This is a genomic window from Methyloligella sp. GL2, assembly GCF_013341275.1.
Lineage (GTDB): Bacteria > Pseudomonadota > Alphaproteobacteria > Rhizobiales > Methyloligellaceae > Methyloligella.
In genome coordinates this window covers 1,988,913-2,003,954 of record NZ_CP054476.1, presented here as the reverse complement: position 1 = coordinate 2,003,954, position 15,042 = coordinate 1,988,913, and the positions used below count along the sequence as shown (strand labels likewise).

15 protein-coding genes are annotated in these 15,042 nt (G+C 62.4%); 10 read left to right on the top strand and 5 right to left on the bottom strand.

All coding sequences use genetic code 11. The annotated features are described in order from the left end of the window. Positions 1-372: 372 nt before the first annotated feature. Positions 373-1,011, top strand: coding sequence for an invasion associated locus B family protein (locus HT051_RS09515; protein ID WP_174541810.1), 639 nt, complete (start codon positions 373-375; stop codon positions 1,009-1,011). Positions 1,012-1,178: 167 nt separating this feature from the next. Here the strand turns inward: HT051_RS09515 and hspQ are convergent, their stop codons facing one another. The 3 genes from hspQ to HT051_RS09500 all read right to left on the bottom strand — a co-directional run bounded on the left by hspQ (position 1,179) and on the right by HT051_RS09500 (position 3,909). Further along, the gene (gene hspQ, locus HT051_RS09510; protein ID WP_174541809.1) at positions 1,179-1,511 is read right to left on the bottom strand and encodes a heat shock protein HspQ; all 333 of its coding nucleotides are present in this window, start codon (positions 1,509-1,511) and stop codon (positions 1,179-1,181) included. Positions 1,512-1,598: 87 nt separating this feature from the next. After that, positions 1,599-2,516 (bottom strand): lysophospholipid acyltransferase family protein, encoded by a 918-nt coding sequence (locus tag HT051_RS09505; protein ID WP_174541808.1) that lies wholly within the window; start codon positions 2,514-2,516, stop codon positions 1,599-1,601. A 136-nt stretch (positions 2,517-2,652) separates the two neighbouring features. Continuing rightward, positions 2,653-3,909, bottom strand: coding sequence for an FAD-dependent monooxygenase (locus HT051_RS09500; protein WP_174541807.1), 1,257 nt, complete (start codon positions 3,907-3,909; stop codon positions 2,653-2,655). A 177-nt stretch (positions 3,910-4,086) separates the two neighbouring features. Here HT051_RS09500 and modA point away from each other — a divergent pair, with 177 nt between their 5' ends. The 6 genes from modA (at position 4,087) to HT051_RS09470 (ending at position 9,438) form a co-directional block, all read left to right on the top strand. Further along, entirely contained in the window at positions 4,087-4,890 is an 804-nt protein-coding gene (modA, locus tag HT051_RS09495; RefSeq protein WP_174541806.1) for a molybdate ABC transporter substrate-binding protein, read from the top strand. A gap of 337 nt (positions 4,891-5,227) precedes the next feature. After that, complete coding sequence (locus tag HT051_RS09490) at positions 5,228-6,439, top strand: OprO/OprP family phosphate-selective porin (RefSeq protein ID WP_174541805.1); 1,212 nt, start codon at positions 5,228-5,230, stop codon at positions 6,437-6,439. 478 nt (positions 6,440-6,917) lie between these two features. Further along, positions 6,918-7,214, top strand: a complete 297-nt coding sequence (locus tag HT051_RS09485; RefSeq protein WP_174541804.1) for a hypothetical protein — start codon at positions 6,918-6,920, stop codon at positions 7,212-7,214. Between the two features lie 144 nt (positions 7,215-7,358). After that, positions 7,359-8,093 (top strand): TerC family protein, encoded by a 735-nt coding sequence (locus HT051_RS09480; RefSeq protein WP_174541803.1) that lies wholly within the window; start codon positions 7,359-7,361, stop codon positions 8,091-8,093. Between the two features lie 153 nt (positions 8,094-8,246). Then, on the top strand, positions 8,247-8,636 hold the full coding sequence (locus HT051_RS09475; protein ID WP_174541802.1) for a hypothetical protein: 390 nt from the start codon (positions 8,247-8,249) through the stop codon (positions 8,634-8,636). A gap of 136 nt (positions 8,637-8,772) precedes the next feature. Then, positions 8,773-9,438 (top strand): MarR family winged helix-turn-helix transcriptional regulator, encoded by a 666-nt coding sequence (locus HT051_RS09470; RefSeq protein ID WP_174541801.1) that lies wholly within the window; start codon positions 8,773-8,775, stop codon positions 9,436-9,438. A 32-nt stretch (positions 9,439-9,470) separates the two neighbouring features. On the opposite strand, the gene HT051_RS09465 is transcribed toward HT051_RS09470, so the two are convergent. Both HT051_RS09465 and HT051_RS09460 read right to left on the bottom strand, forming a co-directional pair. Continuing rightward, positions 9,471-9,905, bottom strand: coding sequence for a hypothetical protein (locus HT051_RS09465; RefSeq protein ID WP_174541800.1), 435 nt, complete (start codon positions 9,903-9,905; stop codon positions 9,471-9,473). Continuing rightward, positions 9,895-10,788, bottom strand: coding sequence for a ParA family protein (locus tag HT051_RS09460; protein WP_174541799.1), 894 nt, complete (start codon positions 10,786-10,788; stop codon positions 9,895-9,897). The genes HT051_RS09465 and HT051_RS09460 overlap by 11 nt, the downstream gene beginning before the upstream one ends. Before the next feature lie 484 nt (positions 10,789-11,272). Here HT051_RS09460 and HT051_RS09455 point away from each other — a divergent pair, with 484 nt between their 5' ends. The 3 genes from HT051_RS09455 (at position 11,273) to HT051_RS09445 (ending at position 15,024) form a co-directional block, all read left to right on the top strand. Beyond that, on the top strand, positions 11,273-13,459 hold the full coding sequence (locus tag HT051_RS09455) for a TonB-dependent siderophore receptor (RefSeq protein ID WP_246810042.1): 2,187 nt from the start codon (positions 11,273-11,275) through the stop codon (positions 13,457-13,459). A gap of 156 nt (positions 13,460-13,615) precedes the next feature. Then, positions 13,616-14,776, top strand: a complete 1,161-nt coding sequence (locus tag HT051_RS09450) for a PepSY domain-containing protein (RefSeq protein ID WP_174541797.1) — start codon at positions 13,616-13,618, stop codon at positions 14,774-14,776. Beyond that, on the top strand, positions 14,773-15,024 hold the full coding sequence (locus tag HT051_RS09445; RefSeq protein ID WP_174540126.1) for a hypothetical protein: 252 nt from the start codon (positions 14,773-14,775) through the stop codon (positions 15,022-15,024). Before HT051_RS09450 ends, HT051_RS09445 begins: the two co-directional genes overlap by 4 nt. Positions 15,025-15,042: the final 18 nt, after the last annotated feature.

Sequence of the window (15,042 nt, the reverse complement as noted above, 5' to 3'; positions counted from 1 at the left end):
CTGGCTATAGATGCTGCAACGGTCAAGGGCCTTCAGGCTTGCTGCTCTTTTCGAAGCACAAAGCTGTGTCCATTTGGTCATCTGTGGCGAAAAAAACACAGCATGCAGCTCCAGACGCCGCCAAGCCTCTTGAATAATGCCTCTAGTCACGTCTACGCCTCAATTCGGGTATTGACCGGTAGCCAAAGACCGGCGCGCGAACATGGCAGCGTCACGGCGATCTCGCCGCAATCGCTGCAACATGCGAAATGAAGGAAGGGTTTCACTATGCTTGGGTCGAACGATCAATGGAACAAGCCCCGGGGGAACGCGCTGCGGTCGCTGGCGCTGGGTGCATTGGCCGGACTGGTTGTTCTGGCCGCGGCTCCCGCAATGGCCCAGCAAGCACAACCTGCTCAGCAAGGTGCCGCCAACGGCGAAGCCGTCCAGCCGCAGGCAGCCTGGGTTAAGCTTTGCGAGAAGACCGCCAAGACCAACGACAAGGAAATCTGCCTCACCCACCATGAGCGACTCGATGGCAATTCCGGCATGGTGCTGGTCGCCGCCGCGATCCGCAAGGTGGAAGGCGAGGACAAGGAGACGCTTCTGGTCCGTCTGCCCACCGCGATCGCCCTGGCGATTCCCGCCGGCGTGCAGATCAAGGTGGACGAGCAGGAGCCGATCCGTCTGCAATATACCCTGTGCTACGCCACCAGCTGCCAGGCCGAGACCGAGCTGACCCCGGAGCTGCTCGACAGCTTCCGCAAGGGCAAGCAGATCGTCGTCGCGGCGGTCAATCTGCAAGGCAAGGCGATCGGTTTCCCGGTTCCGCTGGAGGGCTTCACCAAGGCCTATGACGGCCCGCCGGTGGATACCGCCAAATACCAGGAAGCCCGCCGCAAGCTGATGGAGATGATCCGCAAGCGGCAGATGGAGCTGGCCAATAAGGCAGCCGAGGCCGAGCAGCAGAAGGAATCGCAAGGCGGCGGCGGAAGCTCCGTGGCACCGAAGACCGCCGTTCCGGTCCAGTAGGACCTCCAGCGCGCAGCAAGAAGGCGCCGCAAAAATTCAAAGGCCGCGTGACCCGGAAGGGCGCGCGGCCTTTTTCGTATCTGGATGCGGTTGTCTGCGGGGCAGGGCAGGCGGGCTCTTAAGCCCCTTACGGCAGCACCGAGATCTATTGCCGATCTAATGCCGATCTAATGTTCTTGCACGAAGCGGAAGCGGAACACGCCGTCCTGCAGATCCTCGAACAGCTCCGGCACCTGCGAATGGCGCAACGGCTCGTCGGAGCCGTCGGCAATGAGATTCTGCTCCGAGACATAAGCGATGTACTCGGTCTCGGAATTCTCCGCCAGCAGGTGGTAGAAAGGCTGGTCCTTCGACGGCCGGACATCCTCCGGGATCGACTGGTACCATTCTTCCGTATTGCTGAATGAGGGATCGACGTCGAAGATCACGCCTCGGAAGGAATAGACCCGATGGCGAACCACCTGGCCGATCTGGAACTTCGCATTGCTCACCATCGCCATGGCGCAGTCCCCTTTATTTCGCTTTTAGCCAAATGATGAGCGCATCTGTTCCGAGCTGTCAACGGCGTCATCTGGCGCAGGGCCGGGTCAGAACCAGCGCCGGTTCGACCACATGAATTGTTCGGGATTTTCGCGAATCCAGCCCTCGAAACAGCGCTGAATCGCGGCCGTGATCTCGCGGATATCCTCGGCCTGGTTTTGCGTCCGCGGCACCCGCAGCTCGTTCACATTGACGTCGAAACAGGCCCGGTTGCCGATTCGGATGCAGCGTCCGATCCAGATCCGCGCGCCCACGCGGCGGGCGATCATCGCGGTGATCGGCATGCTCTTGGCCGGATAGCCGAAGAACGGCACCTCGATGCCTTGGGCATCGTAAAGGTCGGAGATGAAGCCCAGCCGGCCGCCCTGGCGCACATAATCCATGATCAGGCGCGCGGTCTTCTGGCCCTCCTGGGTGCCGTCGGCGCGGCCGCGCCCGAACAGCCCGCCCGGATAGAGCGCCTTGCGCTGCGCCCGCAAATAGCGGTCCACATAGGGGTTCTTCACCAGGCGGTAGACGCCGGCCGGACGCACGCCCGCAAGCGTCACCGGCCACATGCCGAGCTCCCAATTGCCCATATGCATGGTGACGATCAGCACCGGCCCCATCTTGTCCTTGTAGCGCTTGATCACGTGCCCGTTGGTCACGTGCAGCCGCTCCGGCTCTTTCAGGATGCGGTCGATATTCATGGTCTCGGCCATCACCCGGCCGAGATTTTCCCACATCGCCAGCGCGATCTTCTCGCGCTCCTCCGGCGTCTTCTCCGGGAAGGCGATCTCCAGATTCTTCAGCGCCCGCTTGTGTCGCCGGTTATACGGCGCGATCAGCCGCCAGGTTTTGCCCGAAATCGTGCCGGCGAGATCGATCGGAAACAGCCGCACGAAGCCGATCAACAGCCGCAGCACGACATATTCCAGCCGGTATTTCAGGTCGCGGAAGAACGGGATACGAGGAGGAGTGGCCACGGAACTCAAGGTTTCGAATGTGGGAGATAAACTGCGCTCTGGCGCGCTCTCGTGGCAGGTGCCGCGGCGATCGTCAAGCCTGGAAGCCCTGGTTGCGGCGATCCGCCGGACAACTTGTCCTGCCGCGCTCCCGGTCTCAACTGGCCTGCCGCATCAAAGGGGGCAAGGGCGGCGGCGGGGAAATCCCCGCCCGCATGGCGAGGCGCCGCAGTGCCGGAAAGGCCTTGAGCCCAAGCAGAACCGCCCCGCGCGCCAGTTGCGCCGGCGGGAATTCGGTCAGCAGCGAGCGGTTGAGCAGATCGACCCCGGCAGTCCGGGTCATTACGTCGATCTTGCGGCTGTCGGCGTAGCGTAAGAGCGGCCCGCGCGCGCCAAGATCGCTGCCCTCCGCCACGGCGGATTTCAGCTGCTCGGCGAGCCAGGCGGCATCGCGGAAGCCGAGATTGAGCCCCTGCGCCCCGATCGGGGGAAGAATATGCGCCGCCTCGCCGACAAGCGCCGTACGCTCGCCGATCAATTCCTTGGCGGTGAGACCGGCGACGGGAAAGCTCGCCCGGGCGCCGATCGCGCCAATGGCACCGGTGATATTGGAAAGATGCGACTGCAGCCGGGCGGCAAACCCCACATCGTCCAGCCCCATCAGCTCTTCCGTCTCCGCCTCGTCCGTCACCCAGACCAGGCTGGAGCGCTGCTGATCGGGCAGGGGCACCGTGGTGAGCGGGCCCTGGCGGCGGTGGAATTCGGTCGAGACATTCTCATGCGGCCGTTCATGGGCGAAGCTCGCCGCGATCGCCGCTTGCGGATAGCGCCATTCCTGCACCGGGATTCCGGCGGCTGACCGGCTGACCGAACGCCGCCCGTCGGCGCCGACGACGAGCTGAGCGCGCAGCGTGCGGCCGTCATTGAGGCGGATCTCCGCCTCGCTCTCGCTCAGGCGCACCGCCTCGGCCGGAACCGGGATTACTTCCATACGGCCTTGCATGCGCCCCTGCAGCCGCTCATAGAGCGCCTGCACCAAGATGGCGTTGGGAATGTTGTAGCCGAAGGCGCCAAGCCCGATCTCGCTCGCCTTGAACAGGATCTCCGGCGTATGCCCCTCGGCCGTCGCTCCGTCGACGATACGGATCGCCTTTAGCGGCGCAGCATGGGCGGCCAGCATCTCCCAGACCCCGAGCTGGCGCAGCAGGGCGATAGAGCTGTCCATCAGCGCCGCCGTCCGCGTATCGCGGGCCTGCGCGCTGCCGGGAAGCGGCGGCGGCCCGATCAGGCAAAACCGGCGTCCCGTACCCTCCGCGATATGCGCCAGGGCCAAGGCCGCCGCGAGCCCCGAAGGTCCGGCCCCGATAATCGCCGCATCGTAGCCCATGGCATTGCTATTTCCGAAGTTGGTCATGGGGCTGAGTTTGGCACTGCACGATGCGCTTTCCTAGTGGCGCGACGCCGCTCTGCACCGGCTTTCGCAGAGCGGAGTAAAAGCAGGCCGGCCGAATATGACAGCGTTGTATCTGGACGGGAATGACGCAGCCGATTATCGATGAGGGAGAACGCTGTATCCAGGAGGGAATAAAGCATGCCGGACCGCCATTCCGTCTTAGCCGCGCCATTTCGGGCGCTCGCCGCCGCACTTCTTATAACGGCAGTCTCTCTGGCAACGCTGCCGGCCATGGCGGCGGATGCGAAAGGGCCGACGGTCTTCGCCGCAGCCAGTCTGAAGAACGCTCTGGATGAGGTGAACGATGCCTGGGAGAAGGAGACCGGCAAGCGTGCCGCGATCTCTTATGCCGGCACCTCGGCCCTGGCCAAGCAGATCGAGCAGGGGGCACCTGCCGACATCTTCTTCTCCGCCGATCTGGACTGGATGGACTATGTCGAAAAGGCAGGACTGATCGATCCGGAAACCCGGAAAAATCTGCTCGGCAATAAAATCGTCCTGGTGGCGCCCGCCGATTCTGAGGTCACGGCGGAGATCGCACCGGGATTCCCCCTGGCCAAACTTCTCGGAGACGGGCGTTTGGCCATGGCCAATGTCGATTCCGTGCCGGCCGGCAAATACGGCAAGGCCGCTTTGCAGTCCCTCGGCGTATGGGACAGCGTCGCCGACAAGATTGCCCAGGCTCAAAATGTGCGCGTTGCCCTGGCGCTGGTGGCGCGGAAAGAGGCACCGCTCGGCATCGTCTACCAGACTGACGCCACCTCCGAGCCGAAGGTGAGAATCGTCGGCGCATTCCCGGATGAGTCCCATCCGCCAATCATTTATCCGGTTACGATGCTAAAAGAGGCGAGCTCGCCCGATGCGGCGGCGTTCCTGGATTTTCTGGCCGGCGCCGAAGCTGCCGCCCTTTTCGAAGCCCAAGGCTTCGCGTTGCGCGAATAGCGCAGTCCTGCACGCGCCAGCCGTGCGCGTAAATCTCGCATAAAAACAGGCGAATACCGCCATTTTCTCAGTATGCGGCGGAGGCGTGGATGCGCGCCTCCGCCGCACTGTGTTTGTTGCGCCACAGTCCCCCTTTGAAAACCTGTCTGTCGTCTGAGTGTCACAAGCCCGTCATTGGCCGGGAAATAGAACGGTAACCATTCGCTGGCGCGAAAAGGTGCAACGCCGTCTGAACGTGCCAGCCGGAAGCAAAGAAGCCCCAGCCGGTAGATCCCTGCCGGAATGGGGTGAGCATTTTCAGAGGAGAACAGGGGTTATGACTGGGGGACTGTTTAAAATGAACAGATTTCTAATCGCCGGGGTGAGCGCGCTCGCTATCCTCGCGACCAGCGCCACCATGGCGCATGCCGAGGACGACGATCTCGACCTCAAGGTGAAGTGGAAGGGTGCGCCGGAATTTTCCAGCAAGGATGGCTCTTTCAAGTTCAAGGTCCGCGGCCGCGTGATGACCGACTATGTCAGCGCCGACCAGGACCAGCCGATCACCGGCGAGCCTGACGTCAACGCCACGGAATGCCGTCGCTGCCGTCTGGGTGTCGAGGGTGTCGTCTACACCAACATCAAGTACAAGTTCGAGGTCGACTTCGCCGACGGCGAGACCGACGTGACCGACGCCTACTTGCAGTACAAGTCGCTGCCGGTCGGCATCACCATCGGTCAGTTCAAGACCTACAACTCCCTCGAAGAGCAGACCAGCTCCCGCTACATCACCTTTATGGAGCGTGCCGCCATCACCGACGCTTTCGATCTTCAGCGTCAGATCGGTATCGGTCTCTCCAAGAAGGAAGAGCAGTGGACGGCGTCCGCCGGTCTTTATAGCGGCAACATCAACGACGACGCCCATGACGAGGGCAGCACCTTCGCCGCTCGTGTCACCGTCGCCCCGATCCTGACCGACCGCAAGGTCGTGCATTTGGGTGCCCACGTTCGTCAGCGTGACGACGGCAACCCGAACGAGGTTGGCCTGTACCGTTACCGTCAGCGCGCCGCTGACTTCCACCTGACCGACCGCTTCGTCGACACCGGCGAGATCGCCGATGCCGACAACCTCTGGGGTCTGGAATTCGCCGCGGTGCTGGGCTCCTTCTCGGTCCAGTCTGAGTACATGCAGCTGAATGCCGATACGCCGACCTCCGTCGGTCTTGGCTCCCCGACCTATGACGGTTGGTATGTCGATGCGAGCTGGTTCATCACCGGTGAAATGCGCAACTACGACGAGGGTGAGTTCGGCCGCACCAAGGTTCTGCGTCCGGTCAACGAGGGCGGTCCCGGTGCCTGGCAGATCGCTGCCCGCTATGACGTCATCGACCTGTCGGACGGTGGCTGCGCCGATTGCGGTGAGCAGAACACCTGGCTCATCGGCCTGAACTGGCACCTCAACAACTACACCCGTCTGATGCTGAACGTGAACCAGTCGGAGATCGACGGCGGTGCCAATGACGGCGCCCAGATCACCGGTGTGGGTATGCGTGCCCAGGTCGACTGGTAGTTGGTGTCGACGACTTAGTTCTTGGAAAGCGAAAGCGTCAGTCCCCTTTCGCCTGACCACCGCCGCCCCGAAAGGGGCGGCGGCCTTTCTCTTGAAGAAGGCCAGGCAAAGACTGTCGCACCATAGAGTTTCCTTAGCGGCCTCCATGCGAGTGCCGCAGTCCCTGCTAAGCCGCCCCTCGGGGCGGCTTCTTTTTTGCCGCTGGCACCGCAGTCCGCGATCGGCTATCTGTCGGAAAAATATCAATAGCGCCGGGAGCTTACGGCGATTTTCGTTGCTCAAATGCAACGCCTTGCCGGAAAAAGCACCGATGCGACAAGTTTAGCCCGCGAGTAACCCGCTTCCGCCAGGGTTTTGCCCTATCGGGCGTGTTAGTCTGAAGGCTGGAGAACGGAAAATGAGCAGGGTCGTTCTGGGAATTGCAGGAGCTTTCCTTCTGCTCTTGGCAGGGGCTCCTTCAGCGCGCGCCTTTCAGGAGATGAAACCGCCTGAGACCACCGAGGTGCCGCAGCCGGAGAATAAGGCGAAGCCGGCCGCGCCGGGTCTCGCCGTGGCGCCGCCCAATGCCGATCTCAGCACGCCCACAGCGCCCACGAACGACGCAGGCACGACTAAGGATGTCGAGGTGTTCAGCTTCGGCGTGCTGCCGAGTCTCGATTTCGGGCTCGACGTGCTTTACGGCCAGAAGGGCGAGGATCTGAAGATGCAGCCGGGCAGCGATCTCAATTCCGGCGAGGATGTCGGGGTCGTCGGCAAGGTCAAGCGCCGCTTCTGAAGCGCGATCCGGCGTCCACCCGTTACCATTTTGTCGCGGCCGCTGGAAACGCGCCCGCCAGATCCCACTTCAACATGGACCTGACGCATTGGCTGCATTATTAGCGGTGCGGCAACCATCCATGAGTGTCTTCCGGCTTTGACGATGTTCGAGTGGCTAACCGACCCGCATGCCTGGGCGAGCTTTGTCGCGCTAAGCGCGATGGAGATCGTGCTCGGCATCGACAACGTCGTCTTCATCTCGCTCATGGTCTCGCGGCTGGAGCCGCATCGCCGGCTGATGGCCCGCCGCGTCGGGCTCATGCTGGCCCTGGTCTTCCGGGTGATCATGCTCGCCGGCATCGCCTGGTTCATGCATTTCACCAAGCCCGCCTTCACGGCTTTCGGCTACGAATTCTCCTGGCGCGATCTGATCCTGATCGCCGGCGGTCTGTTCCTGATCGTCAAGGCGACGCGGGAGATCCATCACGATATCGAAGAGGCCGACGAGGCGAATGAGGGCGTCAAGGCGATCACCGGCTCGATGACCTCGGCCATTCTGCAGATCGCCCTGATCGACATCGTGTTCTCGGTGGATTCCATCATCACCGCCGTCGGCATGGCCGATCATCTCGGGGTGATGATCGCCGCCGTGGCGGTCGCCATCGCGGTGATGTATTTCGCCTCCGAGCCGGTCGCCGCCTTCATCGAGCGCCACCCGACCACCAAGATGCTGGCGCTGTCCTTCTTGTTCCTGATCGGCGCGGCGCTGATCGCCGACGGCCTCGATTTCCATATTCCGCGCGGCTACATCTACTCCTCCATGGCCTTCGCCGCCTGTGTGGAGTTCATCAATGTGCTGGCTTCGCGGCGCCGGCGGCAGAGAAGCCACCAGAAATAGCCGCCGTCCACGGCCGGTTTTCATTTCCCGGTAAGGTTAAGAATCGGCGCGCCGCAACTTCTCCTTATACGAGCCCAGAATTGACCAATTTCTGAGCGCCATATCCCGTCAGTCAAAAGCACGTCAAATCTGACGAAATCCCATGGGGTAGTAATGAAACTCAAGGCAGTTCTCTTGGCCGCCTGTGTCGCCCTTCCTTCCGTCCCTGCGATGGCTGCCAACGCGGCGCTGTCCGGCGACGAGCTTCGCCAGGCGATCTCCGGCAAGACCGTATATCTGCGCATCTCCGGCTTCGAGATCCCGATCCGCTACAACACCGGCGGGCGCATGTCCGGCACGCTCGGTGCCGTGGCGGCCAGCTTCGCCCGCGGCGAGAGCGCATCCGACACCGGCAAGTGGTGGGTCAAGGGCGATCAGCTCTGCCAGCAATGGGGCCATTGGATGGATGGCCGCTCCTACTGCTACCGCCTGACCAAGTCGGGCAGCAACGTACGTTGGGTCCGCAACGACGGACGATCCGGGACGGCTCGGATCGGCGGTTGAGCGCTTCACGCGTCTTGATCGTTTTTGAGTGTTTGGAGAGCCGTCCAATGGACGGCTCTTTTTATTTGGGCGCAAGGCAAGTCGAAAAGCCCCGCTCAAGTCGCGTAACCCCATAGCGGTCGGAGGCCCGCGCACGATGATTTCGCAGCTTTCGCTTTCCGAGCTTTCCAGCCTGGTTCACCAGCCCTCGACTTGGAGCCTCGCTCTGGTCGTAGCCGTCGGCTTCTATGCAGCCTGGAGCGCCAAGGCGCTGATCCGGGCAAACGCTCCTGCGATGCAGGGCGGGCGCCCCAATCCGATGATGGGCGCCGCGGAAAGCGGTGGGGGCGGCGGCAATCGTGGCTTTCCCGAGCCCCGCAGCGCCAATTCCATCGGCGACCTCAACCGGATCTTCCGCAATCTGTCCAAGCCGGAAAACCAGGCCTTCGCCTATATCCAATTCGCAGAGCGCGCCGGCGTCGCCCTGAATCCGCAGGAGATGTGGCTGCTGCAGCGCCTGGAGGTGATCGTCGGTGCGACCGAGGCCGATCTGCCCGAAGCCTTGCGCCTTAGCCCTAATCGCCTGGCCGGGCCGCTCGCCAATTTACAGGTCGCCGGTCTCGTCACCAAAGGCGATGAAAGCCTAGGCGTGACCGACGAGGGCAGGGCGATGCTTCGGAAGATGGGCGAAGCGCGCAAAGCTATCCTGGAGGAGTTCTTCAGCGAATGGGCGCCCGGCGGCCATTACGAGATCCAGCGGATCATTGACCGCTTCGTGCGCCAGCTGAATAAGGAAATGCCGCCGGAGCAACAGCCAGCGTAAGGCACTACCGCGAGGGATGGCGGGCGGAGAGGTTAGCGCTTCTTCGCCCGCGGCTTTGCCTTCATCGATTCCAGATTGAGCGTGCGGCGGGGTTTCCGCTTGGCCGGACGCTTCGCCGGCGTCTCGGGCGCCGGCACCGGCTTCGCCTTGCCCGCGGCTAGTTCGCGGAAATGCTCTCGCCGTGCCGCAGGCCGCGCCTTCTTCATCGCCGGATTGTATTTGTCGGCCTTGTTCAGCATCGACTTGATGTCGTTATCCGAAAGCCCATCGACGATATGCTCGAAAGCGGCCGGGCCGATCGCCTTCTTCACCGCCCGAAGCTGATCCACATCGTCGGCCTTGGCCTTCAGCTGCTTCACCACCATGCTGCGGGCCTGCTTGTCGGCATCAGCCTTGACGTCGCCGAACAGCTTCGCATTGGCGGAAATCTTTCCGAGCACCGCCATCCCGTTCAAGCTAAGTGCCATTGACGGCCTCCTTGGTTTCCTTTGCCAGAGCCTCCAGGATCGGGACCACCTCCGGACCCCATTTATTGGTGAAGGTCGGCTCGCTGCCAGTCTTGCCCATCGCCTCGGCGATGCTCGTGCGCTCCGGGATCTGCGTCTTCATCAGCTTGAAAGCCGGCTCCGGCTTGTAGCGCTCATTCGCCATCTCCTCGATGAAGCGGCGATGCTCGCGCGTCTCGCGCCGGCGCGTCACCAGCACCCGCGGCTGCACGCCTTCCTTGGCCACGCCCTTGCCGAAGCGCGAACCCTTCCAGACGCTGTTGCAGAAGGCCTGCAATCCGGCGGTGGAGAGGAAATCCGGGATTGTCGGCACCAACACCAGATCGGCGATACGTAAGCTCGCCTCGGTGATCGCCGAAATGCCCGGCGCGCAATCGATCAGAATGTAGTCGTAGCGCCGCGAGACCTTGGCAAGCTGGGTCTCCAGCAGACGCGACAGGCGCCCGATCACCGCGTTCAGCCCGATGCCGCGCTCGGTCAGGGCGATCATGATCTCGCGCTCCAGCAGCCGCAGCTCCGGGCTCGACGCCAGCAGCGAGATCGCCAGATGGTCGGGCCCATGGGTCACATCGCTGGCCTTCGGCATGATGCAGTCGGCCAGGGTGAGCTTCTTCTCGCCGAGGTAATAGTCGTCGAGATAGCCGTCGATGGTTAGGCGGTTTTCGATCAGTTCGGCGAGCTGATGGTCGCCGCCGATAACGAGGGAGGCATTGGCCTGGGCATCCACGTCGATGACCAGCACACGGGCCCCCGTGGCGGCCAGCGCCTCGGCGAGACAGACGACGGTGGCGGTCTTGCCGACACCGCCTTTCATGTTCGCCACAGCTATAATCTTCGCGGCCATCGAAAATTCTCTCGTGATTGAGACTTGCTTCTCTAAGGCATGAAGACGGCACGCAGTATTGCCGGAATCGCGCCGACGTTCCAGGGTTGAGAAGATTTATCTGCTGCAGCGACGCTCGTTGGAAGATTCTTTCAGCGCGCTAAAGAAATCGCCAAGACCTGTCCCCGAGGGGGCGAAGGATGGCAATCCGCGTCCCGCTGACAATGTTGACTCCTCCAGTCAGGAAATCTATCCAAGTCGTTAACGATTGGCCGCCCGGGGGATAACGAGGCAGCCACGTCCGCAAGCCAAAGGCCAAAACCCGGTCAAGTAGCCAGCCATAAAAGAACGAAAACACCGCCAGTTACCGGGGGACCTTGATATGGCGTGCGAATTTACGCGGCAGGCATCGCGCCTGGCCGTTTTGACCGTTGCGGCTGCCTTGATTCCAGCGAGCTCCGCCTATGCACAAGAATCCATAGCGCAGGAGCAGACACCGCTGCCCGTGCAGGAACAAGAACAGCCTGCGGCCCTGCAAGATGGCAGTAGCGGCGAGCCGAGCGCCGATCTACCCGCCATCACCGTCGAGGCCCCGTCCGAGCCCGTAGCGCCGCCCACACCGACTGCCACGCCGGTGCGAGCGACCGCGACCGTCCCATCCAACGAGCAGACGGAGGCGGCGCAGAGCGAGCCGGCCGTCGAATCGGCCTGGGGTCCGGTCGATGGCCTCATTGCTCAGAACAGCTCCACGGGTATCAAGACCGACACGCCGCTGGATGAGATCCCGCAATCGATCACCGTCGTCACCAGCGAGCAGATCCAGCAGCAGGCCGCCACCTCGGTGATGCAGGCCTTGCGCTATGTGCCGGGCGTCTACGCCGAGGCTTATGGCTTCGACGTTCGCGGCGATGCGGCCCTGGTGCGCGGTGTCGCCCCGGTGGAGTATCTCGACGGGCTGCGCCGCTTCTACGGCTACTACAACAACAGCAATGTCGACCCGTATACGCTGGAGCGTATTGAGGTGCTGAAAGGCCCCGCGTCGGTGCTCTATGGCGCCGGCTCGGTTGGCGGCATCATCAACATGATCTCCAAACGGCCTCAGGAAGAGAACCATACCGAGATCGGCGTGATGTATGGCTCCAACGATTTTAAGCAGGTCCAGGGTGACTCCACGGGCAAGATCACCAAGGACGGCAAGTGGCTGTATCGCTTGGTCGGCGTGGCCCGGGAGAGCAACACCCAGGTCGATTACACCGACTACGATCGCTACGTGATCCAGCCGTCGATCACCTGGCGCCCGGACGATCGCACCAACCTGACCATCCTGGCCAACTTCCAGAAGGATGACAGCGGTTCGACCACCGCCTTCCTTCCCTGGGAGGGAACGCTGTTCAAGGGACCCAACGGTAAGATCCGCTGGGGACGCATGACCAGCGAGCCGAGCTGGGATCAGTACAAGACCGAGACCCAATCCGTCACGGTGCTGTTCGACCGCCAGCTGAACGACACTTTCACCTTCCGCGAGAACATGCGCTACACGCACACGAAGGTGGACTACCGGTCATTATACCCGAACGTCTATTCCAACCCGCTCAATCCATTCTTGGATCCGGCACGGCGGACCGTGACGCGCTATAGCTATTCCAGCCATCCGACCACCCATGTCTTCAATTCCGACACCAACCTGATCGCCGACTTCAACACCGGGCCGATAACCCACAAGCTGTTGACCGGCGTGGACTACACCCACTTCACCGAGCGCAACAGCGCGGGCTATGGCTACGTCGCAACGCCGTTCGATCTTTACAGCCCGGTCTACAACAACGGCTTCACGCCACCGCCCCTGTCTTACGTACCGGAAAGCGGGACGACCCAGACCGGCGTCTATGCACAGGATCAGATCGAGTTCGGGCGCTGGATCACGGTGCTGGGCATCCGCTATGACGACGTGACCAACTCGACCGAGGGATCGGCCGATGAGAATAACGATGCCACCACTTATCGCGCCGGCTTGATGTACGCCTTCGACAACGGCTTCACGCCCTATGTCAGCTACATCCAGTCCTTCGAACCCGTGCTGGGTCTGGACTTCTACAACCAGCCCTATGAGCCGCTGGAAGGCGAGCAGTGGGAGGTCGGCTTCAAATACCGCTCCAACAGCATGCCACTCGCCGTGAATGCCGCCCTGTTCGACATCACGGAGAAAAACCGTCAGAGCACCGATCCGAACAATCCGTTCAATCAAATCCAGCTCGGCGAGGCGCGCTCCCGCGGTGGCGAGATCGAGACCATCTTCACCTTGAACAAGAATCTCGATGTCATCGCCGGTTACTCCTACACCGATGCGGAGATCACGCAGGGCGACAACAAGGGCAATCAGGTGGCCTCCGTGCCGCTACATCAGGCCTCCGCTTGGGCGACCTATCGCTTCTCGGTGATGGGTATCTCCGGCTTCGCTGTCGGCGGCGGTGTTCGCTACGTCGGCTCGTCCTGGGATGGTGTGGACACGATCGAGACGCCGTCTCATACGCTGTACGACGCCATGCTGTCCTTTGAGACGGACCATTGGCGCTATCAGATCAACGGCACCAATCTCGGCGACGAGAAGTATATGAGCACCTGCCTGGCACGCGGCGACTGCTTCCTGGGCGTACGTCGTACGGTTCTCGGCCAGGTCACCTACAAGTTTTGAACGAAAATTTAGGGCTGCGGCGCCGGTTCCGGCCGGTGCCGCGGCTTGCCCTGTTGACGTCGCACAAATTTGACTGTTGGAGTCGACAAAACACTGGCGGGCGCGATAAGGCCATATCGGGGCGCCACCGGCTCTAGACATGCGGCAGCGAGGGTCATGACACCGCAAACCATCAAACGTTGGTGCTGGATCCATAAATGGACCAGCCTGATCTGCACCTTGTTCCTGCTGATGCTGTGCATCACCGGACTGCCGCTGATCTTCTATCACGAGATCGAAGAGGCACTCGGCAACAGCATCGAAGCGCCGGAAATGCCGGCCGGCACGCCGAAGGCCGCGGTCGACAAAGCGCTCGCCGCGGCCAAGGACTTCATGCCGGGCTGGGTCCCGCAATATGTCAGCTGGGACGAGGATCACCCCAACGAAGTCTTCGTCAGCATGGCGACGGCGCCCGATTCACCGGGCACCGACAACCGCCGATTGGTGGCGGATGCCCGGACCGGCGAGGTGCTCGGTGAGAACAAATTCCAGAACACGGTGATGTACTTCCTGTTCCGGCTGCATGTGGACATGTTCGCCGGCCTGCCGGGCATGCTGTTCCTCGGCTTCATGGGGCTGCTGTTCGTGATCGCCATCGTCTCCGGCGTGGTGATCTATGCCCCGTTCATGCGGCGGCTCGATTTCGGCACCGTCCGCCGCAACAAGGCGACACGGGTGAAATGGCTCGACTTGCATAATCTTCTCGGCGTGGTGACCTTGGCCTGGGCGCTGCTGGTTGGTGCCACCGGCGTGGTCAATACGCTCGCCGATGTGGTCTTTGCCGCATGGCGCAACGGCCAGCTCGCAGAGATGGTGGCGCCGTATGCCGGCCAGCCGCCGCAAGCGCCGACGGCTTCGCTGCAAAGTGCGATCGAGGCCGCCGAGGCGGCCGCCCCCGGCATGACGCCGTCCTTCGTCGCTTTTCCGCAATCGCCTTTCTCCAGCGGCCACCATTACGGCATCTTCCTGCACGGCGACACGCCACTCACCTCGCGCCTGCTGAAACCGGCGCTAGTCGATTCCAGCACTGGCGAGCTCACCGATATGCGCGATCTGCCCTGGTATGCGAAGACGCTGCTGATCTCCCAGCCGCTGCATTTTGGCGATTACGGCGGCATGCCGCTGAAGATCCTCTGGGCCATCCTGGACATCGTCACCATCATCGTGCTCGGAAGCGGCCTCTATCTGTGGCTGGCCCGCCGCAAGGTTACCTCCGACGTCAAAGTCGCCGAACTTGAACGGGGCTACGGCAGCTCCGCGCCACAACCAGCAGAATGACGCGCAAACGCTCACCTGTAGCCGCCAAAAGCCTTGGCGGGATCTTCGGCGTGCCATTGCTGATTGCCGTCGTCAGCGCAATAGGGCTGACCTCTGCGCTGCTCGGCGACGACATCTGGGACGTGCTGTCCTGGGCGACACTCGCCGTGCCGGTCGCCGTGATCGCCTGGATGGTCTGGCGGCCAGCTGCGAAGGAGCAGGGCGGCAAGTCTACCGCCAACAACAGACCCGCCGGCAACAAGCGATAGCCTCGCGGCGCCGGCGCG